This is a genomic window from Burkholderia torrens (genome assembly GCF_984668525.1).
In genome coordinates this window covers 1,536,273-1,561,295 of the sequence record NZ_OZ480212.1, presented here as the reverse complement: position 1 = coordinate 1,561,295, position 25,023 = coordinate 1,536,273, and the positions used below count along the sequence as shown (strand labels likewise).

Annotated in this window: 18 protein-coding genes and 2 riboswitches; of the genes, 6 read left to right on the top strand and 12 right to left on the bottom strand. The window is 67.5% G+C overall.

Translation table 11 applies throughout. The features are described 5' to 3' along the window. Nucleotides 1-14: 14 nt before the first annotated feature. Nucleotides 15-2,504, bottom strand: a complete 2,490-nt coding sequence (locus tag AC5LXX_RS23275) for an AsmA family protein (protein WP_493413355.1) — start codon at nucleotides 2,502-2,504, stop codon at nucleotides 15-17. A gap of 248 nt (nucleotides 2,505-2,752) precedes the next feature. Here AC5LXX_RS23275 and AC5LXX_RS23270 point away from each other — a divergent pair, with 248 nt between their 5' ends. Then, the gene (locus AC5LXX_RS23270) at nucleotides 2,753-4,555 is read left to right on the top strand and encodes an alkaline phosphatase D family protein (RefSeq protein ID WP_493413354.1); all 1,803 of its coding nucleotides are present in this window, start codon (nucleotides 2,753-2,755) and stop codon (nucleotides 4,553-4,555) included. A gap of 33 nt (nucleotides 4,556-4,588) precedes the next feature. On the opposite strand, the gene AC5LXX_RS23265 is transcribed toward AC5LXX_RS23270, so the two are convergent. Then, on the bottom strand, nucleotides 4,589-4,735 hold the full coding sequence (locus AC5LXX_RS23265) for a DUF3096 domain-containing protein (RefSeq protein WP_124448121.1): 147 nt from the start codon (nucleotides 4,733-4,735) through the stop codon (nucleotides 4,589-4,591). Between the two features lie 394 nt (nucleotides 4,736-5,129). On the opposite strand from AC5LXX_RS23265, the gene AC5LXX_RS23260 reads away from it, so the two are divergent. After that, on the top strand, nucleotides 5,130-5,711 hold the full coding sequence (locus AC5LXX_RS23260) for a hypothetical protein (protein WP_493413353.1): 582 nt from the start codon (nucleotides 5,130-5,132) through the stop codon (nucleotides 5,709-5,711). 34 nt (nucleotides 5,712-5,745) lie between these two features. Here AC5LXX_RS23260 and AC5LXX_RS23255 read toward each other — a convergent pair whose 3' ends face one another. The 6 genes from AC5LXX_RS23255 to AC5LXX_RS23230 form a co-directional block, all read right to left on the bottom strand. Continuing rightward, a complete protein-coding gene (locus AC5LXX_RS23255; RefSeq protein WP_124447437.1) occupies nucleotides 5,746-6,657 on the bottom strand; it encodes an ABC transporter ATP-binding protein in 912 nt (303 codons plus the stop codon). Nucleotides 6,658-6,702: 45 nt separating this feature from the next. Next, nucleotides 6,703-7,677, bottom strand: a complete 975-nt coding sequence (locus tag AC5LXX_RS23250; protein ID WP_493413352.1) for an ABC transporter permease — start codon at nucleotides 7,675-7,677, stop codon at nucleotides 6,703-6,705. Between the two features lie 64 nt (nucleotides 7,678-7,741). Further along, nucleotides 7,742-9,610, bottom strand: coding sequence for an allophanate hydrolase (gene atzF, locus AC5LXX_RS23245; RefSeq protein ID WP_493413351.1), 1,869 nt, complete (start codon nucleotides 9,608-9,610; stop codon nucleotides 7,742-7,744). Further along, nucleotides 9,607-13,179, bottom strand: coding sequence for an urea carboxylase (uca, locus tag AC5LXX_RS23240; RefSeq protein WP_493413350.1), 3,573 nt, complete (start codon nucleotides 13,177-13,179; stop codon nucleotides 9,607-9,609). The genes atzF and uca overlap by 4 nt, the downstream gene beginning before the upstream one ends. Nucleotides 13,180-13,330: 151 nt before the next feature. After that, complete coding sequence (locus tag AC5LXX_RS23235) at nucleotides 13,331-13,987, bottom strand: urea amidolyase associated protein UAAP2 (protein ID WP_493413349.1); 657 nt, start codon at nucleotides 13,985-13,987, stop codon at nucleotides 13,331-13,333. A gap of 11 nt (nucleotides 13,988-13,998) precedes the next feature. Beyond that, nucleotides 13,999-14,754, bottom strand: a complete 756-nt coding sequence (locus tag AC5LXX_RS23230) for an urea amidolyase associated protein UAAP1 (protein ID WP_493413348.1) — start codon at nucleotides 14,752-14,754, stop codon at nucleotides 13,999-14,001. 57 nt (nucleotides 14,755-14,811) lie between these two features. After that, nucleotides 14,812-14,945, bottom strand: a riboswitch (guanidine-I (ykkC/yxkD leader). 434 nt (nucleotides 14,946-15,379) lie between these two features. Next, nucleotides 15,380-15,501: riboswitch (guanidine-I (ykkC/yxkD leader) on the top strand. Nucleotides 15,502-15,639: 138 nt separating this feature from the next. Here AC5LXX_RS23230 and AC5LXX_RS23225 point away from each other — a divergent pair. The 3 genes from AC5LXX_RS23225 to pal all read left to right on the top strand — a co-directional run bounded on the left by AC5LXX_RS23225 (nucleotide 15,640) and on the right by pal (nucleotide 18,975). Then, the gene (locus tag AC5LXX_RS23225; RefSeq protein WP_493413347.1) at nucleotides 15,640-16,662 is read left to right on the top strand and encodes an ABC transporter substrate-binding protein; all 1,023 of its coding nucleotides are present in this window, start codon (nucleotides 15,640-15,642) and stop codon (nucleotides 16,660-16,662) included. A 253-nt stretch (nucleotides 16,663-16,915) separates the two neighbouring features. Further along, the gene (locus tag AC5LXX_RS23220) at nucleotides 16,916-18,127 is read left to right on the top strand and encodes a porin (RefSeq protein ID WP_493413346.1); all 1,212 of its coding nucleotides are present in this window, start codon (nucleotides 16,916-16,918) and stop codon (nucleotides 18,125-18,127) included. A gap of 356 nt (nucleotides 18,128-18,483) precedes the next feature. Then, nucleotides 18,484-18,975 (top strand): peptidoglycan-associated lipoprotein Pal, encoded by a 492-nt coding sequence (gene pal, locus AC5LXX_RS23215; protein WP_124447421.1) that lies wholly within the window; start codon nucleotides 18,484-18,486, stop codon nucleotides 18,973-18,975. Between the two features lie 141 nt (nucleotides 18,976-19,116). On the opposite strand, the gene AC5LXX_RS23210 is transcribed toward pal, so the two are convergent. Then, nucleotides 19,117-19,590 carry a hypothetical protein gene (locus tag AC5LXX_RS23210; protein WP_493413345.1) on the bottom strand — a complete coding sequence of 158 codons (474 nt, stop codon included), beginning with the start codon at nucleotides 19,588-19,590 and terminating at the stop codon, nucleotides 19,117-19,119. A gap of 199 nt (nucleotides 19,591-19,789) precedes the next feature. On the opposite strand from AC5LXX_RS23210, the gene AC5LXX_RS23205 reads away from it, so the two are divergent. Next, nucleotides 19,790-19,957 (top strand): hypothetical protein, encoded by a 168-nt coding sequence (locus AC5LXX_RS23205; protein ID WP_493413344.1) that lies wholly within the window; start codon nucleotides 19,790-19,792, stop codon nucleotides 19,955-19,957. A gap of 89 nt (nucleotides 19,958-20,046) precedes the next feature. Here AC5LXX_RS23205 and AC5LXX_RS23200 read toward each other — a convergent pair whose 3' ends face one another. The 3 genes from AC5LXX_RS23200 to AC5LXX_RS23190 are packed head-to-tail and all read right to left on the bottom strand — an operon-like array spanning nucleotide 20,047 to nucleotide 24,874. Beyond that, nucleotides 20,047-21,306: a c-type cytochrome gene (locus tag AC5LXX_RS23200; RefSeq protein ID WP_493413343.1), complete on the bottom strand. Its 1,260-nt coding sequence runs from the start codon at nucleotides 21,304-21,306 to the stop codon at nucleotides 20,047-20,049. Next, complete coding sequence (locus AC5LXX_RS23195; RefSeq protein WP_493413342.1) at nucleotides 21,303-21,998, bottom strand: (2Fe-2S)-binding protein; 696 nt, start codon at nucleotides 21,996-21,998, stop codon at nucleotides 21,303-21,305. The genes AC5LXX_RS23200 and AC5LXX_RS23195 overlap by 4 nt, the downstream gene beginning before the upstream one ends. After that, the gene (locus AC5LXX_RS23190) at nucleotides 21,995-24,874 is read right to left on the bottom strand and encodes a xanthine dehydrogenase family protein molybdopterin-binding subunit (protein WP_493413341.1); all 2,880 of its coding nucleotides are present in this window, start codon (nucleotides 24,872-24,874) and stop codon (nucleotides 21,995-21,997) included. The genes AC5LXX_RS23195 and AC5LXX_RS23190 overlap by 4 nt, the downstream gene beginning before the upstream one ends. Nucleotides 24,875-25,023 lie beyond the last annotated feature (149 nt).

Here is a 25,023-nt window from a genome sequence, read left to right as displayed (position 1 = left end):
GTCCGTATCGACATTCATCGTTCATGCTTGAGACTCGCACCAGTCGGCGCGGAGGCCGCCGAAGCAGCCGACGGCGCGTTCATGTACGCCGGTGGAGGCTTCTTCTCCTTTCGGATGCCCGGCGGCGGTGCCGTCGGGCGCCGCTCCATGTCGGCCAGCATCTGCCGGCACGGCAACGGGCTGCTGCGGCCCGGTTGCACCAACGCGAGCAGACTTGCGAGCGGATTCACCAGGCCCAGCCCGATCGCCGCACCGCCACGCGCGATCAGTGCTCCCGCCTTCACCCCGACGTGCGGCTGCTTGAAGGATCCGGTGACATACAGCGGCGAGCGCAGCGATATCACCCGGAATCCCTTGGTATGGGGATGCAGCGTCAGATTCATGGTCTCGTCTCGCAGGTTCACGTTGCCTTCCATTCCGATCACCGCATCGTCGGTGTCGAGTGCGAACACGCGCGAGTCGAGCACGCCATTGGTGGCCACCAGGTCGGCCACGCCGCAGTTGATCTTTACGTCACGTGTGCCGAACAATTTCTCGTAAACCACGTTGGCGACGTTCAGGCCTGCGGCTTCCATCAGCAGGAGGCTCACCGTGCCGTCGGTGATCAATGTCTTCACTTCCCCGTTGGAAGTCGCGGCGAGTGCCGCCGGCGAATTGCCGGTGGCTGACAACTCGGCATCGCCGTTGACCTCGCCGAGCGCCGTTTGCATCACCGAGAATGTCGGGAACAGCTGCTTGAGTTTCAGATGTCGCGCCTGCAGCGAGAATCGCCCCTTGAGCGGCACGCCGCTGCCGTCCAGATGAATGTTGGAAGCCAGCGTCCCGCCCGCGACGCCGAAGTTCAGCGGGTTGAGCATCAGAACCCCGTCACGCATGACTATGTGGGTCGACAGGTCGGTGATCGGCAAGCTCGAGGTCTTGACGATGCGTCGCCCGGTAAATCGAACGTCGGCGTCAATCTTCTTCCAGCGGTCGGTTCGGAATGTCTCGACAGGCAACGCCTTGTTCGCGGGCTGCGCGACTGCGGCACCGCGCCGCGCCTTCCTGGCATTCGTGTCGGCGCCGACAAGCGGTGCGAGGTCAGAGAACTGCAACAGTCTGGACTCCAGCGTGCCGGACAAGAGCGGCCTCGGTTCGCGCGAAACGTACACCAGCGTGCCGTTGAGATCGCTGCCGCCGACGCGTCCCGTGAAGTCCTCGTACTTGAAGACGTCGCCAGACGCCCGGAATTGGCCGATCAATCGGCCGTCGGTCGCATAAGGAGAGGTTTCGGGTAACGTGATGCCCGTGACTTCATACAGATGGGCCATCGTGGTGCCTGCGAGCCAAAGCCGGAGATCGACCGCAGCCAGGTGAGCCGGATCGGTCAGCGTACCGACGAACGCCAGATGCGTATCGCCAAAGCGCAAATCGGCCTGCACCGGAAATGGCCGCGACGTGCCCTGCACCTCCAGCAAATTGCCGATCTTGCCGGTGCCGGCGACATTGCTCTTCTTGTAGGTTCCCTTGACGGTCCAGCCGATCATGTAAGTGCCGGCGCCAGCAGATTCCGCCGGCGCCGGGCCCGCCGATGCACTCGTCGTCGCAGCGGACGTCGCGCCCGGTGCGGCAGCAGCGGAGGCGTTCGATGCAACCGGTGCGCCCGATGCGGCAGCAGCGGAGGCGTTCGATGCAACCGGTGCGCCCGATGCTGCCGGCGGCATTGTGGTGCCGGCTTTCATCCCTGCGGTACGCGACGCCGCGGCCAGCGCTTGCGAAGCCGCTGCCGATGCGCGGGACGCGGCGTCGGCACCCGACGCGGGAACCACCGGTTGCACCTGGCCGGCGTGCGCCTGGGCCGCGAGTTTCTTTTGACCCGCCGGCCCGACGGCCTTTGCCGATTCGTGGCGCGCCAACGCCTCTTGCTGTTTCATCGCGACACCGAACGGGATCGGCTGGCCAAGCGTGTCGATCGTCGCGCTCAGATCGAATTGCTTTTGCTGGTCGTAGTAGCCGAGACTGCCTCGGGCGAACGCGACCTGATGCAGATCGAGCGTCCATTGGCCCGGCTGCGCGAGCTTCTTGAACTTGAACGTCCAGTTGGCTCGCCCGTCGCCGAGACGTTCGAGGTCGACGGAAGGATTGACCAGGTCGATCGCCGGAATCACGATGTGGCGCGCCATCAGCGGCAGCGCCTCGATCTCGAAGCTGATCGCGTCCAGCGCGACGAAATTCTTTGACCGCGCCCAGTCCGGGTTGGAAATCGTGACGTTGTGTGCGGTGAATCGTGGCCATGGTACCCATGCGCGCCAGCCTCGCTCGGCCACAGGCTTATGCCACCCGACACTCAGGTCGCCGTTGATCGCGAATTGCCGCCCGATCGCGTCCGACACCTTGTCATCGATCCAAGGGCGGGCCCGATTCCAGTCGAACGTCACAATGACGATAACCAGCGCTGCAAGCGCCAGCGCGACGATCGCGGCAAGCCACGCGGCCGCCTTGCCGACGGTGTGGCCGATGTGCATGTCTCACTCCCCGAATTTGCTGTACGGTCTTGCGCAATTCGTGTTCCTGAATGCGCTTCGGATGGACATGTCTGACGATATCGACGTGCACGTCGAAATGGGGTTCTCACGACTGTTCGCACGTCGATCGTCGCAGTAATGTGACGAATCGACTTCTCCGCCTGCTCAATGGTGTGCGGCAGTGCCAGCATGCTGAGAGAGAGAAACGGACGCCTGCTGCGGCCATGACATGTCGATCGGGAGGATCAATGGATCGTCGCCGTTTCCTCGAGTCGTCGGTCTTTTTTACCATTGCGGCTGCCGCCGCTCCGCACAGCGTCTCACCGGCGGTCATACCCGTCGGTGCCGCGCGCAAGAACCTTGATCGATTCCCGCAAGGTGTCGCCAGCGGCGATCCGCACGATCGCTCGATCGTATTCTGGACGCGATGCGTGCCGGTACCCAGGAGCGTCACGCAACGGGCAAAAGGTGTCGCGCGGGCGGTACCGCTGCGACTCGAAGTATCGACCCTGCCGGATTTCTCGACGCTCGTCGCAAGCGTACCGCTGACGGCGCTGGCCACCTACGACTTCACCGTGCGCGCGAAGGTGACGGCGCTCTCGCCGAAGACCACCTACCACTACCGGTACGTTGCCGGCAACGACGTCAGCATGACGGGTGTCGCGCGGACTGCGCCGGAAGTCACCGAGGCAAACGAACAGGTTCGCTTCGCGTGGCTCACGTGCCAGGACTGGAGCGTCAACCATTGGCAAGCGATGACGCTGCTGGCCGCCGAGCGCGATCTCGATTTCTTCGTGCACGTGGGCGACTACATCTATGAAACGGTCGGGGCGTTTCCTCCCGGCCCTGCCGAGCCGTCACACCCTCCTCTGCGCTTGCCCGACGGAAAGCGGCTCGCGGACGGCCGCGCGTATGCCGATACGCTCGAAGACTACCGGACGCTCTATCGCACCTATCGCACCGATCCGCGACTGCAGATGCTGCACCAGCGCCTTCCGATGATAGCGATCTGGGACGACCACGAATTTTCCGACGACTGCTGGCAGGATCATCAGGTCTATACCAACGAGGAGCGGCAGGAAACCCGGCGCCGCCGCAGCGCCAGTCGCGCTTGGGCAGAGTACATGCCGGTGGATTGGGGCGATGTGCGATTCGATCCGGACAATCCGTCGTACACGAACATTCGCATCTACCGCGATTTTCGCTTCGGCATGCTGATGCATCTCGTGATGACGGACGAACGGCTGTATCGCGACGATCATGTCGTCAGCGAGGCAGCCATCGCGCGCGTGCATGGGCACGACCCGGTACATGGAGACGACGCAGCCGGCTCGCGCTATTTCGTACAGCAGGATGTGCTGCAACGATACGAGGCAAGCGATACCAAGCGGCTTGGTCGCCCACCGTCGATGCTGGGCCCGGAACAGACGCAATGGTGGAAAGCCGCGATGAATGACTCGCCCGCAACCTGGAAGGTATGGGGCAACGAGGTGATGTTGAACCGTCTGTGGTTCCAGATGCCGGGCGCACCCAAGACGCCAGCGGCCCGCCTCGTGGCCGATTGCGACGCCTGGGACGGTTATCCCGCGCACAAGCACGAACTGCTCGCTTACTTGAGGGAGCACCAGATCCATAACGTGGTCGCGATCACCGGCGATCTGCATGCATTTCAATGCGGCGTCGTGCGCGACGACCCCGACCCCGCGACGGGGGTGCCGGTGATCGTCGATTTCGTTTGCGCCGGCGTCAGCAGTTCGTCCTTCTATTCCAACCTGAAGGCAGCATGGACCGGCACACCGCTGGCGTCGATGGTGGCCACCCCTGGCAGACTCGACAGCTTCCTGATGGCGAACAACCCCGATCTGTGCCACGCCGACCACGATGCGCAGGGTTATGCGTCGGCCACCGTCACGCCGGAACATTTCTCCGTCACGTTCATCAAGGTGAAGCCGTTAAGTCCGGACGGCACGGCGCCCGCGGATGCACTGCTTGGTCGCACGCGATTGACGGTGCCCAGGGACTCGGCCGAAGTACGCGTCGAGCACATCTAGATGGAATTGCACCGGGCCGCTCCAGGCGGCTCGTCAGTGGTAATGTCCGCCAAAAAGCCCAAGCAATCCAATGACGATCAGGTAGATCGCGACGATGTAGTTCAGCAGGCGCGGTACCACCAGAATAAGAATTCCGGCGATCAGCGAGACCAAAGGGCTCAGGTTGGTGAATACGTGCATGGCATTGCCTCCTAACAAATGAATCGCCAGAACACCGCAGGGAGCGCCTGTCGTCTATTTCTTTCAATGCAGCACGCGTTTCCGCGCATGTGACGGAGATCGGTTACCGACGCCGGCGATCCGAGCGACGCATGCCTGGCCGGTGCAGCGTTTGTTTACATTGCCGAGCGATTTGCGTGCCCGCCGCAACGCATGGCGCATCGCTTCTTCAAATTGGCGGCCGGCGGCAATGCGACCTCTGTCGTTCTCCGACTAATTCAAGTCTTCGCTTCGACGGGAATGACAATTGCGGGGTGTCAAAAAGGAGGCAAGCGCGTGCTCTCGTGATACCGGCGCGGCCCTCGCACGCGATCTGCTAAGGTTGCTTCGGGCCACCACCACGACAACATTCGCCATGCACTACCACCCCGACGACATCAGCCGGCTGTTCCGGTCCGTGCCGACATTGCACCTGAACCGCCCGGCGCCGGCCGAATCGTTCCTGGCTGGTGCCGTCGAGGCCGGCATCGCATTCGGGCACGTGCTGCGCGACTACCCGCTGGTCCGCTGCCAGCCGCTCGACTTCCACTACCTGTGCCAGCAGAGCCTGTCCGTGCTCGACGACACGCTGCTGGCCGACCTGACATGCGACCTGCCGCCGCTCGGATGGCGCGGCGCGCACTGGGCCGCGCTGCTGATCGCGTTGTCGGGCAACGCGCGCTATCTGCCGCATCTCGACAAGGCCAGGCACCATCGCGGTGTCGAGTGGGCGGCCGGCCTGGCCGAAGCCGCCGTGCACCAGGAGGCGTCGTCCTCGCGGTACCCCTGTGCCCGGCTGATCGTCGACCTTCGACAGCAGCTCGCGTCGCTGCCGCGCGTGGCCGTGCGCCTGCGCAGGCTGCCGCCACCCGACGCCGTGGCGGCCACGGCCGCGGCCGTCCGTGCCGCGTATCGCCGGGGCGATGTCGCGGCGGCACTGGCGATCGCCCGCGGGTAGGTTCGCAGCGCGTGCCGGTCGTGCCCGCCGCGGCCTACTCGACGTTGTCCGACACATCCGTCATCCGGATCATGTGCGGCCGCACGCCGTCGTCGTCGGCAGACACGGCCTCCTTCGGATGAATCAGCGCTTCGAGCCGCGCCTTCGTCGCGATGAACGCCGGCGAATTGACCTGAGAATAGTCGCGCGGCCTCGGCACCGGCACCTCGATCAGTTCCTGCACGCCCCCCGGATTCGCCTTCAGCACGAGAATCCGGTCCGCCAGGAAAATCGCCTCGTCGAGATCGTGCGTGATGAACAGGATCGTCACGTCGATGTTGCGCCAGATGTCGAGCAGGTGCGTCTGCATCCGTGCCCGCGTTTGCGCGTCGAGCGCACCGAACGGCTCGTCCATCAGCAGGATGCGCGGGCGGTTCGCGAGCGCGCGGGCGATCGCCACGCGCTGCTTCATCCCGCCCGACAACTGGTGCGGATACACGTCGGCGAAACGCGTCAGCCCGACGAGATCGAGCCATTGCAGCGCTTCACGCTCGGCTTCGCCGCTGCTGCTTCCATTCATCCGGAGTCCGAACATCACGTTCTTCTTCACGGTGAGCCATGGAAACAGCGTGTAGCCCTGGAACACCATCCCGCGATCGGCGCCCGGCCCCTGCACGGGCTGGCCGTCCAGCAGCACCTCGCCGCTCGTCTGCGCGTCGAGCCCCGCCAGGATGCGGATCAACGTCGACTTGCCGCATCCGGACGGGCCGATCACGCACACGAATTCGCGCCGGTGCGTACGGAAGCTGATGTCGTCGAGCGCGACGCACTCGCCTTGCGGCGTCGTGAAACGCTTGCCGACATGGCGCACGTCGAGTATCACGTCACGGGTTTTCAGCCGCGCGAAGCGCTCGCGCACCGCGTCGGACTGGATCAGGTAATCGGGAACGGCTTGCGGATTCTGCATGATGCCCTCTGCGGAAATCGGTCGATGGATGCGAATCAACGGGCGTCACGCTTTCAGCGTGCGATCCCACGGAAACAGCTTGCGGCCGAGCAACCCGAGCACGATGTCGGTGCCGAGGCCGATGATCCCGATCATCAGGATCGCCGCATACACGTTGTCGAAATGCTGGTAGCGCGCCTGCTGGCTGATGTACCACGTGATGCCCGAGCTCGTGCCGACGAGTTCGGCAACGATCAGGTAGGTCCACGCCCAGCCGAGCAGGATCCGCTGGTCGCGATACAGGTCCGGCAGCACGCCGGGAATCACGACGTGCGTGAGCAGCTTGAGCTTCTTCGTGCCGAGTGTCATCGCGGCCTCGAACAACCCGTATTCGAGCTTGCGCGTCGTGTTCGCGACGATCAGCACCTGCTGGAACAGTGTCCCGATCACGATGATCGCGATCTTCGGCGCGTCGTAGATGCCGAGGATCGCGACCATCAGCGCGCCGAACGCCGGCGCGGGCAGGTAGCGGAAGAACTCCAGGAACGGCTCCTGCAGCCGCGCGAGCGCGCTGAAGGTGCCGCAGACGATGCCGAGCGGCACGCCGATCGCGGACGAGATCACGAAGCCCCAGAAGATGATCCGGATGCTGTGCCACAGGCTCTCGTGCAGCCATACGCCGTCGCGCGAGGCAGGCGGCGTCGTGAATGCGGTGTAGAACGCGCGCAGCACCTGGTGCGGCGCGGGCAGGTAGACCGGATTCGCGCGCACGCCTTCCGGCACGGCCGCGTGCGTTGCCCGCGCATGCGCGAGCTCGTCGTCGAACACGTCGCGGTCGATCTGCATGCCGGTCTGGAAATAGTCGACGCTGCCGGGATTCGTGATGCGCATCTGCGGATGCCAGACGAACGGCACATAGCTGATCAGGCACCAGACGGCGAACGGCAGCAGGAAGGACGCGAGGCCGAGCGTCCATTTGCCGCGCGTCGTCAGCTCTCGGCGCACGGCCAGCCATCCGGTCGTGTTGCGGGTCATTGACATGGGAATCTCCGTATCGTTTCGGGTGCCGGCCGCGCAACGCTCGTGGCATCGCGCGGCCGTGCGTTCATTGCAGCGCGCTGCTCGCGGCATGTGCGCGGTAAGCCCGCCAGCCGCCGAACCGCGTGATGTCCGTCGCATCGCCGAGCGCCGCGCTTTCGCACAGGAAGCCCTGCACGCGCGCGCCGTCCGCGAGCGTCAGCGTGCCGATGCCGAGCGGCCCCGCGATGCCCGCGACGAAGCTGCCGTACGCAGCGACCGGCATCTCCCAGATCTCGACCGCGATCGGCGCGCCGCCGTCCGGCACGCGCACGAGCCCCGGCTTGGCGACCCCGCCGCCGGATGCCGCATCGGACAGTGCGTACAGCCGATAGGCCGCCGCCGTCGTCGTCGCGGCAACGAAGCGCGCGCCGCGCTGCACAAGCTGCCTGTTCAACGGCTCGCCGCGCAGATGCGCACCGACGACGGCCACGCGCACCACGCCGGCGGATGCGGCAGGGGCAGCGCGCGCCGGGGCCCGTGCGTCGCCGGCAGCCGGATCGCCGTCGCCCCACGCCTGGGCGAGATCGAGCAACCTCGCATCGTCGTGCGCGCGGCCGACGAACGTGATCCCGAACGGTAACCCCGCGTGCGGCCCGGTCGCGCAGAAACCGGCCGGCACCGCGATCGCCGACAGGTCGAGCAGGTTGACGAAGTTCGTGTAGTAGCCGAAGCGCGAATTGACGGCGATCGGATCGGCTTCGAGCGCGTCGACGGTCGCGGTCGTGGCCGAGGTCGGCATCGCGATCGCGTCGAGTCCGTCCCATGCGCGGGCAGCCTCGACGCGCAGCGTCGCGAGCCGGTCGAACGCGGCGAACGCGTCGGCCGCGCTGAAGCGCGACGCGCCGCCGACGATCGTGCGAATCACCGGATGCAGCGCGTCGGGTTCCCGCGCGGCGAATTCACCGAGCGCGGCGAGCCGCTCGGCCACCCATGGCCCGTCGTAGAGCAGTCGTGCAGCGGCCAGGAACGGGCTGAAGTCGATCTCGACGATCCGCGCGCCGGTCGCCCGCAGGCGTTCGAGCGCCGCGCCCCATGCCGCGCGGTACGACGCGTCGCCGAAGAATTCGAGCTGGTCGGCACGCGGCACGCCGAAGGCCGACTGCGCGAGCGACCGTGCCGGGTGTGCACGCAGCCCGTCGGCCCCCAGCAGCGGCTGCCACGCGCGCCCGTATGGATCGCCTTCGGTCGTGCCATGCGCGGCGGCGAACACCGACCGTACATCGGCCGCCGAATGTGCAAACACCGACACGCAATCGAGCGACCGGCAGGCCGGCACCACACCGAGCGTACTCAGCACGCCGCGGGTCGGCTTGAGCCCGACGAGCCCGTGAAACGCGGCCGGCACGCGCCCGGAACCGGCCGTGTCGGTGCCCAGCGAGAACGTCGCGACGCCGAGCGCGACCGCCACCGCCGACCCGGAACTCGACCCGCCCGATGCGTAGCGCGGATCGAGCGCATTGCGGCACGCGCCGTACGGCGAGCGCTGCCCCGACAACCCGGTCGCGAACTGGTCGAGATTGGTCTTGCCGACCGGAATCGCGCCGGCCGCGATCAGCCGCTCGACCACGGGCGCGCTGCGTGCCGGCGTGTACGCATACGCCGGACAGGCCGCTGTCGTCGGGATGCCGGCGAGGTCGATGTTGTCCTTGATCGCGAACGGCACGCCGTAAAGCGGCAACGACGCGATGTCGCGCCCGGCCAGCGCGTCCGCGTAGGCCGTCATCTCGGCCTGGGTCAGCGGCCGGATCCACGCGTGATGCGGATCGCCGGCGTCGAAATGCGCGGCGATCGCGTCGACGAGCGCATGCGGTGTCAGGTGGCCGGCCTCGTAGCGCGCCCGCAGCGCGGCAATCGAGCGAAGCCCCGGCAGGAGCGAGCGTGGCATCGTGCTCATGCGACCTCCTCGGCGGCGCCCGCCTTCAGCACCATCAGCCGCTGGCCGGCCACCACCGCCACGCCCGGTGCGCAATCGACCGTCTCGATCATGCCGTCTTCCGTTGCCGTCACCGCCACCTCCATCTTCATCGATTCGACGATCGCGACGACCTGCCCCTCGGTCACGCGCTCGCCGGGCTCCACCAGCACCTTCCACACGCTGCCCGACACGTCCGCGGCAATCGCGCGCTGCGTGTCGTCGAGCGCACCCGCGCCGCGTGCCGCCTGTGCGTCGCCCTGCTCCGCCTCGCCGACGTATTCCGCGTGCCCGGCCGCCCGCCACCGGTCGCGTTCGGCTTCGAACGCGGTTTGCTGCGCGGCCTTGAACGTCGCGATCGACGCCGCCTCGTCGCGCAGGAAGCGGTTGTACGCGCCCAGGTCGAACACGGATTCCTCGATCCTCAGCGCCGCGCGGCCCGCGATGAAATCCGCGCGCAGTGCGGTCAGCTCGGCCTCGCTGACTTCGTAGAAGCGGATCTCGTCGAAGAAGCGCAGCAGCCACGGCTTGCCGGCTTCGAATTCACGCGTCGTGCGGTGACGGTTCCACATCTGGACGGTACGGCCGACGAACTGGTATCCGCCGGGCCCTTCCATGCCGTACACGCACAGATACGCGCCGCCGATGCCGACCGCGTTCTCGGGCGTCCACGTGCGCGCGGGGTTGTACTTCGTCGTCACGAGCCGGTGCCTCGGATCGATCGGCGTCGCGACCGGCGCGCCGAGGTAGACGTCGCCGAGCCCCATCACCAGATAGCGCGCATCGAACACGATGCGCTTCACGTCGTCGATGCTGGCCAGACCGTTGATCCGCCGGATGAACTCGATATTGCTCGGGCACCACGGCGCGTCGGGCCGCACGGACTGCATGTAGCGCTCGATCGCGACGCGCGTCGACGGGTCGTCCCACGACAGCGGCAGATGCACGATGCGATTCGGCACGCGCATGTCGGCCACGTCGGGCAGTTCGCGCTCGGCGGCCTGCAGATGCGCGAGCAACGCGGCGAGCGGCAGCGTCCGCGCGTCGAACTGGATCTGCAGCGAACGGATCCCCGGCGTCAGGTCCAGCATGCCGGGCAGCCGGTGCGCGTCGAGCCAGCACATCAGCGCGTGCACGCGAAAGCGCAGGTTCAGGTCGAGCATCAGCGGCCCGTATTCGACCAGCACGTTGCGATCGCCCGAGCGGCGGTAGACGACGCCGATGCCGCCGCCCGCCGACGGGTCGCGATGCAGCACGCAATCGTCCGGCGTGCCGGCCGTCGCCGCGGCATGGCCAGCCGGCACGCGGGCGCGCACGAACTGCACGGTATCGCCGGGGCGCAACTGCCCGAGTTTCCACAGCTCGTCGCGCACGACCGTCACCGGACACACGAAGCCGCCGAGGCTCGGGCCGTCCGGGCCGAGGATCACGGGCATGTCGCCGGTGAAATCGACCGCGCCGATCGCATACGCGTTGTCGTGGATGTTCGACGGATGCAGGCCGGCCTCGCCGCCGTCCGCGCGCGCCCATTGCGGTTTCGGGCCGAGCAGCCGGACACCGGTCCGGCTCGAGTTGTAGTGGACCGTCCACCGCGTGCCGTAGAGCATCGCGATGTCGTCCGGCGTGAAGAAGTCCGGCGCGCCGTGCGGGCCGTCCAGCACGCCGAGCGTCCACGCGTGCGTCAAGGCGGGAATGTCGGCGTCGGCCAGCGTCGCGCCGGCATCGCCGCGCCCCGCGTCCGCGTGCAGGTGCAGCACGTCGCCCTTGCGCAACGCGCGCCCCGCGTGGCCGCCGAACTGGCCGAGCGTGAAGGTCGCCTTGCTGCCGAGATAGTCGGGCACCTGCAGCCCGCCTTTCACGGCCAGGCAGGCGCGCACGCCCGCGCCCGTCACGCCGCCGAGCTTCAGTACCGAACCGGGCCGCGCGCGCAGCACCTGCCAGAACGGCGCGGGCTCGCCATCGAGCGCGGCGGCGAGCGGCGCGCCGCCGAGCACGAACAGCGTCGCGGTGTTGAAGCGCAGCGCCGCGCCGACCATCGTGAATTCCAGCCCGGCCGCGTCGCTTGCATTGCCGAGCAGCGCGTTCGCCAGAGCGAACGCGCGGTCGTCCATCGGACCGGACGGCGGCACGCCGACGCTCCAGTAGCCGACGCGCCCCGGCGCCTGCTGCACGGTAGTCTGTACGCCACCGTCGAGCACGTCGATCGTATGCGGCGCGAACGCGAAGCGCGACAGGAACGCCGTCGTCGGCGCGCCGCGCGCGAACGTGTCCGAGCCGGCGATCGCGCGCAGGTAGTCGAGGTTGGTTTCGATCCCGTACAGCTCGGTGCGCGCCAGCGCGGCCTGCAGCGCGGCCAGCGCGTCGCGGCGCGTATCGCCGCGCACGATCAGCTTCGCGAGCAGCGGATCGTAATGCGCGCTGACTTCGGTTCCCGCTTCGATCCAGCCGTCGACGCGCACGTCGTCCGGAAAGGCGACGTGCGTGAGCAGGCCGGCGCTCGGCAGGAACTGCTTGTGCGGATCCTCCGCATACAGCCGCACCTGGATGCTCGCGCCGCGCGGCTCGACGGCGAGCGTGTCGAGCGGCGGTAGGTCGCCTTCGGCCTGCAGGATCATCCATTCCACGAGATCGATGCCCGTGACCGCCTCGGTCACGCAATGCTCGACCTGCAGCCGCGTATTCACTTCGAGGAAATAGAACCGCCGCGTGCTCGCGTCGAATACGAATTCGACCGTGCCGGCCGACGCGTAGCCGACCGCGCGGGCGAGTCGCACCGCGCTCGCGTGCAGCGCGTCGCGCTCGGCATCGGTCAGGTCCGGCGCGGGCGTTTCCTCGATCACTTTCTGGTTACGGCGCTGCACCGAGCAGTCACGTTCGCCGAGCGCGATCGCATCGCCGCGCCCGTCGCCGAAGATCTGCACTTCGATATGCCGCGCGTGCTCGACGAACTTCTCGAGATACACGCCCGCATGCGCGAAGTTCGCGTTGCCGAGCCGAACGACGGATTCGAAGGCGGACTCGAGCTGCGCGGCGTCACGGCACAGCGACATGCCGATCCCGCCGCCGCCGGCCGTGCTTTTCAGCATCACCGGATAGCCGATCGCGTCGGCTTCGGCGAGCGCGGTCGCCACGTCGTCGAGCAGGCCCGTGCCCGGCAGCAGCGCGACGCCCTGCGAGGCCGCGAGCTCGCGCGCGGTGTGCTTGAGGCCGAACGCGCGCATCTGGTCGCCGCGCGGCCCGATGAAGCGCAGGCCCGCCGCTTCGCAGGCATCGGCGAAGCCCGCATGCTCGGACAGGAAGCCGTAGCCGGGATGCACGGCCTGTGCACCGGTCTCGCGCGCGGCGGCGAGGATCGCCGCGACGTTCAGGTAGCTCTCCGCCGCCGGCGCGGGGCCGACCCGCACGGCTTCGTCGGCGAGCGTCACATGGCGCGCATCGCGGTCGGCATCCGAGTAGATCGCGACCGACGCAATGCCGAGCCGTTTCAGCGTACGAATCACGCGGCACGCGATTTCTCCGCGGTTCGCGACGAGGACTTTGGCGAATCTCATGTTGCCTCCCGTCGGGCCGCCCCAAGGGGCGTAGCGGGGAATTCGCGGAGCATCGCTCCGCGCCCGCGCAGCCGGCCGGCTCTGCAAAGCCGGCCGTGGACGGCAACCGCCCCCTTGGGGGGCAGCGAACAATAGTGAGCGTGGGGGCAGTTCATTCCGCCTCCCATACGGTGAGGCGCACGGGCGTCGGGTTGTAGCCGTTGCACGGGTTGTTGAGCTGCGGGCAGTTCGAGATCAGCACCGTGACGTCCATCTCCGCGCGCATCTCGACGTACTTGCCAGGTGCGGAAATGCCGTCCTCGAACGTCAGCCGGCCGAGCGGCGTGACAGGCACGTTCATGAAGAAGTTGACGTTGCCGACGAGATCGCGCTTCGTGAGCCGCGCGCCCGCGCCGCACGTGCAGTGCGCGATCGCATTGAGGAAGCTGTCGCGGCAGTTGTGCATGTGACGCTTGTCGAGCGCATAGCGCACCGTGTTGCTCTCGGCCGCGCACGCGCCGCCGAGCGTGTCGTGGCGGCCGCAGGTGTCGGCAACGATCGTCGCCATCGGGTTGCCCCGGCTCGACAGCAGCACGCTGCCGGCGCTCAGGTACAGGTTGCGCTGCGCGCGGATCGTGTCCTGTGCGCTGTAGCGCTCCTCCGGGTCGTCGGACCGGTAGAACAGCGTGTCGACGGCCTGGTTGCCTTCCAGGTCGAGGATGCGGAAGACCTGCCCGCGCTTCAGGTCGTGCAGCCACGGTTCGCCCGCGTTCAGCGTGACGTCGTGGATCGCGTCGCGCGTGTCGAGTCGGCTTTCGATGATCGGCATGGCTCGGCTCCTTATGCGAACAGGCGGTCGGTGTTGATGAAGCCGCGCGTGTTCTCGGCGCACGCGCGCCGGCACGGATCGTCTTCGGGCGCGGCGCCGTCCGCCGGATACGCGCGGTACGCGATCAGCTTCACCGGCTTCGGCGCATAGTCCGCGCGTGGATCGAGCGGATGCGGCGCGGTCGAGAATGCCGCGAGCGTATTCATCTCGAAGCGCAGGTCGACGGCACTGCCGGCCGTCGAATGTCCGGGGACGAAGTCGAGCGCGCCGTCGTCGCGCGTCTCGAGCTTGCTGAAGAAATTGACGTTCGCAACGAGGTCGCGCGCCGACAGCCCGTATTTCGCGAGTTCGAGCACGAGGCTGTCGCGGCCGTTGCGGATCATCGCGTTGCGATCGGCCTGATACGTCGTCGTGCCGTACTTGTGCGCGAACAGGCGCGCGTCGCCGACGCCGCCGAGCGGGTCGTGCCAGCCGAGCGTGTCGGCCGTGATCGACGCGATCACGCGCCCCATGTCCGTGTACAGCGCATGGCCGCGCGTGAGATGCGCGGTGTGCTGCGCCTTCAGCGTATCGGCCATGTTGTAGCGCTCGAGCGGGTCTTCCTGGCGATGAAACACGGCGGACAGATTCGCGCCGCCTTCGATATCGACGATGCGCAGCGCGAGGCCGCGGCGCAGGATGCCGGACCAGTGGGTTCCGGCGGGAATCAGCGTTTCCCACGCGACGTGCGGCGGTGGGGCGAGGACGGCTTGGGGGCTCGGCGACATGGCGGCTCCGTGGTCGGTTGGATAAAAGGCGTGAGAGGGCGACCGAACGACATCGCGACCTCCCGGGCTTTTATCCCTCCGTGGAGCCTCGCCGTTTCCTCGAATCGAGGCGAAGGCAAGACCGGATTGCTCTCGGACCAGGCATCGCACGGCACGAACGCCGCACGACCGGAACCCTAGCGATCCTGAAGATGATGCAAATTGCTTCGCACCTCTCGGGCAATGATTAAGCGAGTTGCGTGCCAGCGTCGACGGAATGGCCGCACAACGCGGTGCGGCGGCGTGCGGGCGCGCTGCGTGCACGACATTGCGGCGGCCGCTTGCCCGCGCCGCGGGCGTGCGGCGCACCAAGCGAACGCGATCCCGCACCGCTGCAGTGCGTGCCGCACGCGCAGGCACGGCACGATCCGCAGTGGCACGGGCATTGCATCGACGGAGGCACACTCACTCGATATGCCATCGTTCATGAACAAGCTCGACCTGCTCCGGCGCGTGCTGACCGCCCTCTTCTCCGCCCGCTTCATCGAGCTGCAGCGCGCCGCGCGCCGACGCTGAACCACCCCCGTCGCACGTCGTTGGCACGGTTCTCGCTCGGCATGACGCCGAGAGGTGCGGCGGCGTCGCATCTTAGGGGTGCTAGGGTTCCGGTTCATCGAACGTCTGGTCCGAGAGCAGCCCGGCACGTGTTTGCCCGATCGCGAGAGCGGGCACGCACGCGCTACACGGCGGGACAAAAGCCCGGGAGATTGGCGATGGCAACGGCCGTCGCGCCTCTCCGTGGCCGTTTCGTTCGTTCCGCATCCGCAGGAACCGGCCACGCGGCCGGACCGTGCTCAGGCACGGTCCGTATCGACGATCCCGATCCCGGTCTCCTGGAGAAACACGATGACCCGTCCCGCCCCGGCGCTTCGCCGCCTGCTGTCCTTCCGTTCCCTCCGTCATGCACTCGGCGCCGCCGCCACGGCCGCGACGCTGCTCGCGGCACCCGTCGCGCACGCGGCCGCGCCGCTGAAGATCGGCTATAGCGACTGGCCCGGCTGGGTCGCGTTCCAGGTCGCGCTCGACAAGGGCTGGTTCAAGGAGGCCGGCGTCGACGTCGATTTCGAATGGTTCGATTACTCGGCGTCGCTCGACGCGTTTTCCGCGGGCAAGCTCGACGCGGTCGCGGCCACCAACGGCGATGCGCTCGTGACGGGCGCGTCCGGCGCGAAGAACGTGATGATCCTGCTGACCGACTATTCCGCCGGCAACGACATGATCGTCGCGAAGCCGCCGCTGCGCAGCGTCGAGGCGCTGAAGGGCAAGAAGGTCGGCGTCGAACTCGGCCTCGTCGATCACCTGCTGCTCGAAACCGCGCTGCAGAAGCACGGCCTGAAGGACGGCGACGTGACGCTGGTCAATGCGAAGACCAACGAGCTGCCGCAGGTGCTCGGCTCGTCGGCCGACATCGCCGCGGTCGCCGCCTGGCAGCCGAACGCGGGCGAGGCGCTGAAGCGCGCACCGGGCGCACGCGCGATCTTCACGTCGGCCGATGCACCGGGGCTGATCTACGATGCGATCACGGTCGCGCCCGCGAGCCTTGCCGCGCGCCGGGCCGACTGGGCCAAGGTGATCAAGGTCTGGTATCGCTGCGTCGCGTACATCAACGATCCGAAGACGCAGGCCGACGCGGTCAGGATCATGTCGGCACGCGTCGGGCTCGCGCCCGAGCAATACCTGCCGCTGCTGAAGGGCACGCACCTGCTCGACGAGGCTGCCGCGAAGCGCGCGTTCCGCAAGGGCGACGGGCTGGATTCGATCTACGGCTCGACGCACAACGCGAATGCGTTCAACGTGCGCAACGGCGTGTACAAGCAGTCGCAGGACATCGACGCGTACATCGATCCGCGCCTGGTGGCGCCGCACTGACCACGGCCAGACCGGTGTCGCGGACAGCAGGCAGCAGCCACTGGCCGCGACATCGCCCACCGCAAGCACCGGCCGGCTGAACGACGGCCGGCTTCTCCCCTCCCCTCGATTCTGCTCGATTCCGCACAGGACCTTTCCTGTGCAACGCCTTAATCGACGGCCGCACGATCTCCAATAATGGCCGCTCGATCCGTCGGCCAGTCCGGCGACGCGACCCGCCCGCCATCGTGCCGGGCCAACGATAAAAAATCCTATGCATTCCTACCAGATGAACAAGCATGCCGGCGCACGCGTCGCGGGGACCGTCATTGCCGCATGCCTGACCGGCATCGCACCGGGCATCGCGCACGCACAGAGCAGCGTGACGCTCTACGGCCTGATCGATACCTCGATCACCTATGCGACCAACCAGCGCACGCACGGCGCGGGCTCGCCCGGCTGCGGCACCGTCGCGCTGACGAGCGGTGCGCTGAACGCGTCGCGCTGGGGGCTGCGCGGCCGCGAAGATCTCGGCGGCGGAATGGCCGCGGTCTTCGCGCTCGAGAACGGCTTCTCGGGCACGAACGGCAAGCTGTCGCAGAAAGGCGTCGACATGTTCGGCCGTCAGGCGTGGGTCGGTGTGAGCTCGAAGACGGCCGGCACGCTCACCTTCGGCCGCCAGTACGACCTGATCCTCGATTTCGTGACGCCGCTCGGCGCGTCCGGCCCCGGCTGGGGCGGCAATCTCGCGGTCCATCCGTACGACAACGACGATTCGAACCGCAACATCCGCATCAACAATGCGGTGAAGTACACGAGCCCGACGGTTCGCGGGCTGACGTTCGGCGCGATGGTCGGCTTCTCGAACACGGCCGGCCAGTTCGCGAACAACGCGGCGTTGAGCGCGGGCGTGTCGTATGCGAACGGGCCGCTGAAGCTCGGCGCCGGCTACCTGAAGATCAGCCGCGACCGCAACTCGCCGAACCCGGACGGTGCGCTGAGCACGGTCGACGGATCGGCGACGATCACGGGCGGCAACCAGCAGATCTGGGCCATGGCCGGCCGCTATGCGTTCGGCCCGCATTCGGTCGGCGCCGCATGGTCGCACTCGACCACCGACGGCGTGACGGGCGTGCTCCAGGGCGGCAACATCGCGCCGCTGAAGGGCGAATCGCTGGTATTCGACAACTTCACGGTCGACGGGCGCTACTTCGTCACGCGCGCGTTGAGCGTCGCCGCCGCGTACACGTACACGATGGGCCGCTTCGACGCACGCACGGGCCAGACGCGCCCGAAATGGAACCAGGTCGTCGCGCAGGCCGACTACGCGCTGTCGAAACGCACCGACGCGTATCTCGAAGGCGTTTACCAGAGCGTGAGCGGCGGCAACGGCATTCCGGCGTTCAATGCGTCCGTCTGGACGCTGACGCCTTCGGCGAACAGCAACCAGGTGGTCGTCGCGCTGGGGCTGCGGCACAAGTTCTGACGGCGCGCCGCGCGATCGTCGCGACTCGCCCCCATCAGGCCGCGCCCGTGCGCGGCCTTTTTGCCGTGGCAGCCCGGACCGCATGCCGGCGTCGGGAGCAAGAATGCCTGCCCGACTGTCGCGTCCGCGCAAAAAATGCGAAGAAACTGGTCGCGATGTGACATTTTTCCTAATCTGTTTGCAGCGGCGCCGTATTTCGGCGCTCCGGACGCAACACTCTTTCATATGGCGCACCGCCGGCTTACGAACACGCATCACGTCGACGGAGCCGGACTTTTCGCGCCATTGCGGCCGGATACGCGCGTGCCGATGGCATGCGCCACGCTTTCAACGCAATCAACCGCTGGAGAAGAACGATGAGCAAAATGAACCGGTTTGCGGTCCTGGCAACCTTCGTACTACTGGCCGGTTGCCACAATGCGGCGAAAACGCCCGAAAACGCCGGCACGCCGCCGACGCCGTCGAGCGAAGCCGTCGCAACGGTGACGGCCGACGATCTCGACAATCCGAACAGCCCGCTCGCGAAGCGCAGCATCTATTTCGACTTCGACCAGTACAGCGTGAAGCCCGAGTTCCAGTCGCTGCTGCAGGCGCACGCCGATTACCTGCGCAGCCATCCGGCACGGCATGTGCTGATCCAGGGCAACACCGACGAACGCGGCACGTCGGAATACAACCTCGCGCTCGGCCAGCGCCGCTCGCAGGCGGTGTTCAGCGCGCTCCAGACGCTCGGCGTGCCGGCGACGCAGCTCGAGGCCGTCAGTCTCGGCAAGGAAAAACCGGTCGCGCTCGGTCATGACGAGGATGCGTGGGCGCAGAACCGTCGCGCCGATCTCGTCTATCGTTGATCTGCTGCCGCCGCGACGGCGGCCTCCGCATGAGGGAAAGTCACGCAGGCCGTTGACCGTCGTCACGGCCGCGCATTGCCGTCCGGTCTGCCGGATCGTGCTCGCTCGTCGGTCAAGCGCGCGATGCGCGGCGCACCGCACTCAACGCCGGCGTTCGAGCCGCCGATGCAGCCAATGCGACAGCACCGCGGACGTCACGATTGCATCGAGCATTGCGATCGCGTTGATATCGCCCACCTTGTCCGACTTGAGCATCCAGGCGACGAGCAGCACGTAGCCGATCATCGTGCCGGCGCCCGCGAGCGAGCCCAGCAACACGAACCAGCGCCGCCGGATGCGCGTGCCGATCGCGCCCAGGATGCCGCCGGTCACCATCGCGGGCAGGAAATAGCCGAACAGAAACGACGCAAAGAAGATCAGCGGCACCATGCCTGCGCTGACTTTCAGCACGTCCCATGACGGGCCGTCGATCAACGTCCATGCGATCAGCATCACCGCCGGCCAGACGAGCGACGCGACCAGCGGGCCGCCGATGGCGAACGTCAGACAGCCGAACACGGCACGACTGGGCATGCGCGACGAATGGCGCTCCGGGCGCTCGACGGTAGTACTCATTTTTCTGTAGTCGGAATCGGAATGGCGTGCTGGAGTGTACCAAGTCGCCGCGCCATGCCTCGATTCCGGCCCCTTCTCGCATGGCGATACGCAAAAAGCATGGAATAAACGGCCGGCCCGCCGCGTTTCGTCATCGCGCAGTCGCGCGGTTCATGCGAACCGCCTTTTCGTGCGGCCTGCGCGCTGCAAGGAGATTGCAATGAAATCGGCAACGTTGGCCGCGGCGCTGATCGCGGCACTGGTGCTCGCGCTGACGGCGGGATGTTCGTCGTCCGGCAGCGGCGTGTCGCAAGGGCCGAGCATGAGCCGGTACGGCGGCGGCTCGGGAGGCAGTGGAGGGGGTGGCGGAGGGGGTGGCGGCTACTGAAGCGCCACCGAATAATGCAGCGCGGTGCATCGCGCGCAAGCGCCGGAAACCGGCTGCCTCGCGCACGACGCCCCGCCCCGCGGCACGACTTAACGCATCGCCTTCACGTCGGCCGGCGTGACGCTCGCGGGCTGGCCGCCCCACGTCGCGCGCAGGTAGTTCGAGAGCTGCGCAAGCTCGTCGTCGCTCAGCGTGTGCGCGAAGCCCGGCATCGGCTGCAGGTTCTCGAAACCGGCGAACTTCTGCTCGCCGATGCCGTCGAGCATCGCGACCAGCAGGTTGCGCGGATCGCCCTGACGGACCGTCGAGTTGCCGTTCATCGGCACGGCCACGTGCGGCTTGCCTTCGCCGTTGAAGCCGTGACAGCCAGCACACACCGCGAGATACACCGACCGGCCGGCCGCGAGCTGCGCGGCATCGGCCGATACCGGCTTCACCGGTTGCGGCGCGGGCGGCGTGTCGCCAAGCAGGTACACCGACAGCGCGCGCAGGTCGTCCTTCGCCAGGTATTGCGTGCTCAGGTGCACGACCGGATACATCTCGCCGAACGCCGAGCCCTGCGGCGCGATGCCGACACCGAAGAACGCCTGCAGGTCGGTGCCCGTCCAGCCGCGCGCGGCGAGGCCCGCCGGCGTGATGTCGGGCGCCGCCACGCGGCCGAGCGCGGCACCGGCGAACGGCTTCGCACCGTCGAGCTGGCCCGTGAATGCGCGCGGCGTGTGGCATTCCGCGCAGTGGCCGAGCGCGCCCGCGAGATAGCGGCCGCGCTGCCAGTCGGCGGATCGTCCGGCCGACGCATCCGGCAGGCTGTCCTTCAGGAACACCATGTCCCAGAACACCATGCCGAAGCGTAGGTTGTACGGGAACTTCAGGTCGTGCGCGCGGTTTTCCTGTGCGACGGGCTTGACCGTCATCAGGTACGCGTACATCGCGTCGGCGTCGGCACGCGTGAGCTGCCGGTACGACGTGTACGGCATCGACGGATACAGGCGCTTGCCCGGCGCCTTGCCGTCGTGCAGCGCGGCGTAGAAATCGTCCGCGCTCCAGCTGCCGATCCCGTGATCCTTGTCGGGCGTGATGTTCGAGCCGTAGAACGTGCCGAACGGCGATTCGAGCGCCGCACCGCCGGCGAACGGCGCGCCGTCCTTCGCGGTGTGGCACGCCGCGCAGTCGGCGGCCTTGACGAGATAGCGGCCGCGCGCGACCTGGTCTGCGCCGGGCGCGCCGGAAGCCGCGTTCGGAGCCGGCGCGTCGTGGCCGCCGCACGCGGCGAGCAGCAGCGCGCAGGCCGCGGCGAGCGCGGGCAGGCCCGCAGCCCGCGCAACACGATGAGCGAGTGTGCGCTTCATGCGGACTCCTTCACGAGTCCCGGCGTCGTCAAGATCACGTCCTTCACGGCTGCGTAGTAACGGACATAGCCCGTGCAGCGGCAGAGGTGCGCGTCGAGCGCATCGGTGATCGTGCGTTCGACGTCGGCCTTCGCGACCGGCTCGCGCTTCAGGCGTTCGATCAGCACGGTCGCCGCGTTGACGAAGCCCGGCGTGCAGTAGCCGCACTGGAAGCTGAAGTGCTCGAGGAACTTCTGCTGGATCGGCGACAGCTCGACCACTTCGCCGGCTTCGTTGCGCTTCGCGTGGCCTTCGATCGTGCGGATCGAACGGCCGTGGAAGAAGTGCGCGCCGGTGATGCAGGTGCGCATTTCCTCGCTCGTGCCGTCCGGCTTGTCGACGATCACGACGCACGCGTGGCAGACGCCCTGCCCGCAGCCGAGCCGCGAACCGGTGAGGCCTGCGTACTCGTGCAGGAACTCGATCATCATCAGCCCTTCCGGCACCCGCATCGGGCCGACGGACTTGCCGTTGATGTTCACCGACAGCGGCTTCTGCTGGAACCGGACGAGTGGACGCTCGATGGCGGCCGGAGCCGATGCCGGCGCGGAAGGAACGGATGCCGGTGCGGCCGAAGCCGCCGCCGGCGCGGAAGCGCCGGTCGCAGCCGCGCTGGCGCTCGCGGCCGAAGCCGCGGTTTGGGCGGTCGTCATGCGAGCACCTCCTGGATCTTTTGCGGGGTCACCGGCAAATCGGTGAAACGATGGCCGATCGCATGCGCGATGCCGTTCACGATCGCGCCGACGACGGGGATCATCACCACTTCGGCGACGCCCTTCGGCGGATCGGTCTCGGACAGCGGCGGCAGCACGTCGCCCGTCTGCGTCCACACGGCGACGTCGGACGCGCGCGGCAGCTGGTAGCGGTTGAAGTTCCACGTGCCGTTGCCGGGGCCGTCCTCGTAGAGCGGCAGGTACTCGTGCAGCGCATGGCCGATGCCCATCGCGAGGCCGCCCTGCAACTGGCCCGACACGAGCTGCGGCGAAATCTGGTTGCCGCACTCCATGATCGAGTGGTGCGTCAGCAGTTCGACCTTGCCGGTCGCTTCGTGCACGGCCAGCTCGACGAGCGTGCCGACCGCCGTGTAGTACGTGACGGCCGCGTTGTTGCGGCTCGTCGGCGGGATGAACACGCGCTTGCGGTCCAGCACGCGGTAGCCGTTCGCGGTCGGCGCCAGCGTGCCGCGCATCGCGGTCGCGCCGGCCGGCGCGGCGGTGCCCGGCACCGGGCCGTCGTCGGCGCCCGTCTTCGGCGCGCCGATACGCAGCGACAGCCCGTCGATCGGCAAACGTTCGACCGTGCCGCCCACGTCGAACTCGGCGTCGGTCCACTGCCAGCGGTTGAACACGTGCACGACGGCGCCGGTCGGCAGGCCGAGCGCATGCGCCTGCTTCGCGAGCTGTTCGAACGTCAGCGGCTCGAGGCCGTCGGCAGTCAGCTTGCCGTCGACCCAGCGCGCATCCTCGATGCGGATCGTGTACGGCGCGGCCTGGCCGCCGCCGAGGCCGCGCGTCCAGATCGACATCGCGGCCGGCCACAGGCCGTAGCGGAATACCGCCCGTGCGGCTTCGCGCGTGCTGTGCGTGAAGTAGTACGCGGAGTTCGTCGCGCTCGACGGCGACGCATAGCCCGGCGACCAGCGCGGGTTCGCGCTCAGGCGATCCTGGTCGGCCTGCGACATCAGGTACGGGTCGCCGCTCGTCTCGACCGGCAGGTCGGGCCATTCGGTCACGGCCACCCGCACTTCCGTTGCCGGACGGCCTAGCCATTTCGCGACCGCGACGGCCTGCGACGTCGACATCCCGGTGCCGATCTCGGCAGCCGTGTGCTGCAGCGACACCTTGCCGTTCTCGTCGAACTCGATCTTCGCGAACGACGCTTCCGCGCCCGTGCCGAAATCCTTCTGCACGCACGCGAAGCCGACGCCGTAGCGCTTGCCCGGGTTCGCGGCCTCGAATTCGGCCTTGCGCGCAACACGATGCGTCCACAGCGGATGCTGCTTCGCGCGCTCCAGCACCTCGTCGACGCGCAGCGCGCCGGCGGGAATCGCACCCTGCGTGTTCTTCATCCCCGAACGCAGCGCGTTGCGCAGACGGAAATCGATCGGATCGAGGTTCAGCTGCGCGGCGATCTCGTCGACCGCCATCTCGGTCGCGGCCATGCTCTGCAGCGTGCCGTAGCCGCGTGCCGAACCGGCGTCGATCGCGCGCGACGCGATCGCGACCGCGGCCAGGTCGCTCTTCGGGAAGTAGTAGATCGATTGCGCGGCCGTGGCGCCGACCATCGCGACCGACGGCGAGAAGTTCGAACGTCCGCCGCCGTTCGCCTCGAAGTCGCCCTTGAACGACTGCAGCAGGCCCGTGTTGCGGTCGACCGCGATCCGGTAGTGCATCTTGAACGCGTGACGCTTCAGCGACGTCTGGAACTGCTCGTAGCGGTCGTTCGCGAAACGCACCGGACGGCCGTCCGCGTACAACGCGCAGACGAGGCCGTAGAACGGCACGTTGAAGTGATCCTTCGAGCCGTAGCCGACCGTGTAGCACGGATGCACGAACAGCTTCTTCACCGGGAAGCGGCATTTCGCGACCATCGCGGCCGCGTTCTCCGACACTTCGAGCGGCGACTGCGTCGGCACCACGAGGTGCAGCGACTGCGTCGCGGCGTCGTACCAGCAGTTCGCGTTGTCGGGTTCGAGTGCGGCCGTGTCGACCGACTGCGTGTTGTATTCGCGATCGAACACGAGCCAGTCGGCCGACGGATGGTCGAGCTCGCTGGCGATCTGCCCGGCCAGGAACATGCCCTGCTCGTCGAGCTTGCCGTGCTCCTTGCCGTCCGGCCAGACCGGCAGGTGCTTGCGCATCATGCTCGGGAAGATCGGCGCGTCCTTCAGGCTCGAATAGACGTCGTCGTCATAGGCCGTCTTGCCGCCCACGCGCACGTAGCGGAAGGTGCCCCACGGGTCGCGCTCGAGCGGGCCCGTGACCGCGCCGTAGCGGATCACGTCGTCGCGGAACTTGAGCGCGTTCTTCGCGAAGCGGAAGCGCGCGAAGTCGTGATAGATCAGGATCGCGACCGCATGGCCGAGATACGCGGGCGTCTTGCCGGCCGGCAACAGCATGTCGTCGCCGTAGAACGCCGGGAACGCGACGCCGTCGCGCGCGAGATCGTCGGCCGTGACCACGCGGTCCGGCTTCAGGTCATCGCCGAGCAGTGACAGGTCGAAACCTTCGTACGTGCGGTCGGCCTGCGTGACGCGCAGGATCAGCGCATGCGACTGCTGCTGCGGCCAGTGCGGCATGTCGGCGGCACGCACGTCGCGGGCGAACACTTTCGAGCCCGTGACCTTCGCGATGCCGTCGATGCGGAATTGGGGGATGCCGGTGACGCTATCCCATTTGACAGGGGTGAGGAGTTTTTCTTCGAAGAGCGCCGCGAATGCGCGGCTGCCGATGGGCGCGACATACACCGCGACGCCCGCCAGCACGCTGGCTTTCAGAAAACCCCGCCGTGACAGGCCGTGGTTTTTCATTGGGGGGAACCTCCTGATGCGGCTCGGACGGCGATCGGGTGTCGCGACGTTCGGAGCGGCGCGCATTCTGGCATTGTTTTCGATATATCGCCTATAGTATTTCTCGCATGAAATACTTATTGAATTTCTTATAACGGGATTCAGCCGGC

What these genes read in the sequence shown, in the direction of transcription:
- AC5LXX_RS23225 (WP_493413347.1), top strand. Translation starts at nt 15,640, where the DNA reads ATGACCCGTCCCGCCCCGGCGCTTCGCCGCCTGCTGTCCTTCCGTTCC.
- AC5LXX_RS23275 (WP_493413355.1), bottom strand. Translation starts at nt 2,504, where the DNA reads ATGCACATCGGCCACACCGTCGGCAAGGCGGCCGCGTGGCTTGCCGCG.
- AC5LXX_RS23260 (WP_493413353.1), top strand. Translation starts at nt 5,130, where the DNA reads ATGCACTACCACCCCGACGACATCAGCCGGCTGTTCCGGTCCGTGCCG.
- AC5LXX_RS23270 (WP_493413354.1), top strand. Translation starts at nt 2,753, where the DNA reads ATGGATCGTCGCCGTTTCCTCGAGTCGTCGGTCTTTTTTACCATTGCG.
- atzF (WP_493413351.1), bottom strand. Translation starts at nt 9,610, where the DNA reads ATGAGCACGATGCCACGCTCGCTCCTGCCGGGGCTTCGCTCGATTGCC.
- AC5LXX_RS23195 (WP_493413342.1), bottom strand. Translation starts at nt 21,998, where the DNA reads ATGACGACCGCCCAAACCGCGGCTTCGGCCGCGAGCGCCAGCGCGGCT.
- AC5LXX_RS23265 (WP_124448121.1), bottom strand. Translation starts at nt 4,735, where the DNA reads ATGCACGTATTCACCAACCTGAGCCCTTTGGTCTCGCTGATCGCCGGA.
- AC5LXX_RS23190 (WP_493413341.1), bottom strand. Translation starts at nt 24,874, where the DNA reads ATGAAAAACCACGGCCTGTCACGGCGGGGTTTTCTGAAAGCCAGCGTG.
- AC5LXX_RS23220 (WP_493413346.1), top strand. Translation starts at nt 16,916, where the DNA reads ATGCATTCCTACCAGATGAACAAGCATGCCGGCGCACGCGTCGCGGGG.
- AC5LXX_RS23250 (WP_493413352.1), bottom strand. Translation starts at nt 7,677, where the DNA reads ATGTCAATGACCCGCAACACGACCGGATGGCTGGCCGTGCGCCGAGAG.
- AC5LXX_RS23235 (WP_493413349.1), bottom strand. Translation starts at nt 13,987, where the DNA reads ATGCCGATCATCGAAAGCCGACTCGACACGCGCGACGCGATCCACGAC.
- AC5LXX_RS23210 (WP_493413345.1), bottom strand. Translation starts at nt 19,590, where the DNA reads ATGAGTACTACCGTCGAGCGCCCGGAGCGCCATTCGTCGCGCATGCCC.
- AC5LXX_RS23200 (WP_493413343.1), bottom strand. Translation starts at nt 21,306, where the DNA reads ATGAAGCGCACACTCGCTCATCGTGTTGCGCGGGCTGCGGGCCTGCCC.
- AC5LXX_RS23230 (WP_493413348.1), bottom strand. Translation starts at nt 14,754, where the DNA reads ATGTCGCCGAGCCCCCAAGCCGTCCTCGCCCCACCGCCGCACGTCGCG.
- uca (WP_493413350.1), bottom strand. Translation starts at nt 13,179, where the DNA reads ATGAGATTCGCCAAAGTCCTCGTCGCGAACCGCGGAGAAATCGCGTGC.
- AC5LXX_RS23255 (WP_124447437.1), bottom strand. Translation starts at nt 6,657, where the DNA reads ATGCAGAATCCGCAAGCCGTTCCCGATTACCTGATCCAGTCCGACGCG.
- AC5LXX_RS23205 (WP_493413344.1), top strand. Translation starts at nt 19,790, where the DNA reads ATGAAATCGGCAACGTTGGCCGCGGCGCTGATCGCGGCACTGGTGCTC.
- pal (WP_124447421.1), top strand. Translation starts at nt 18,484, where the DNA reads ATGAGCAAAATGAACCGGTTTGCGGTCCTGGCAACCTTCGTACTACTG.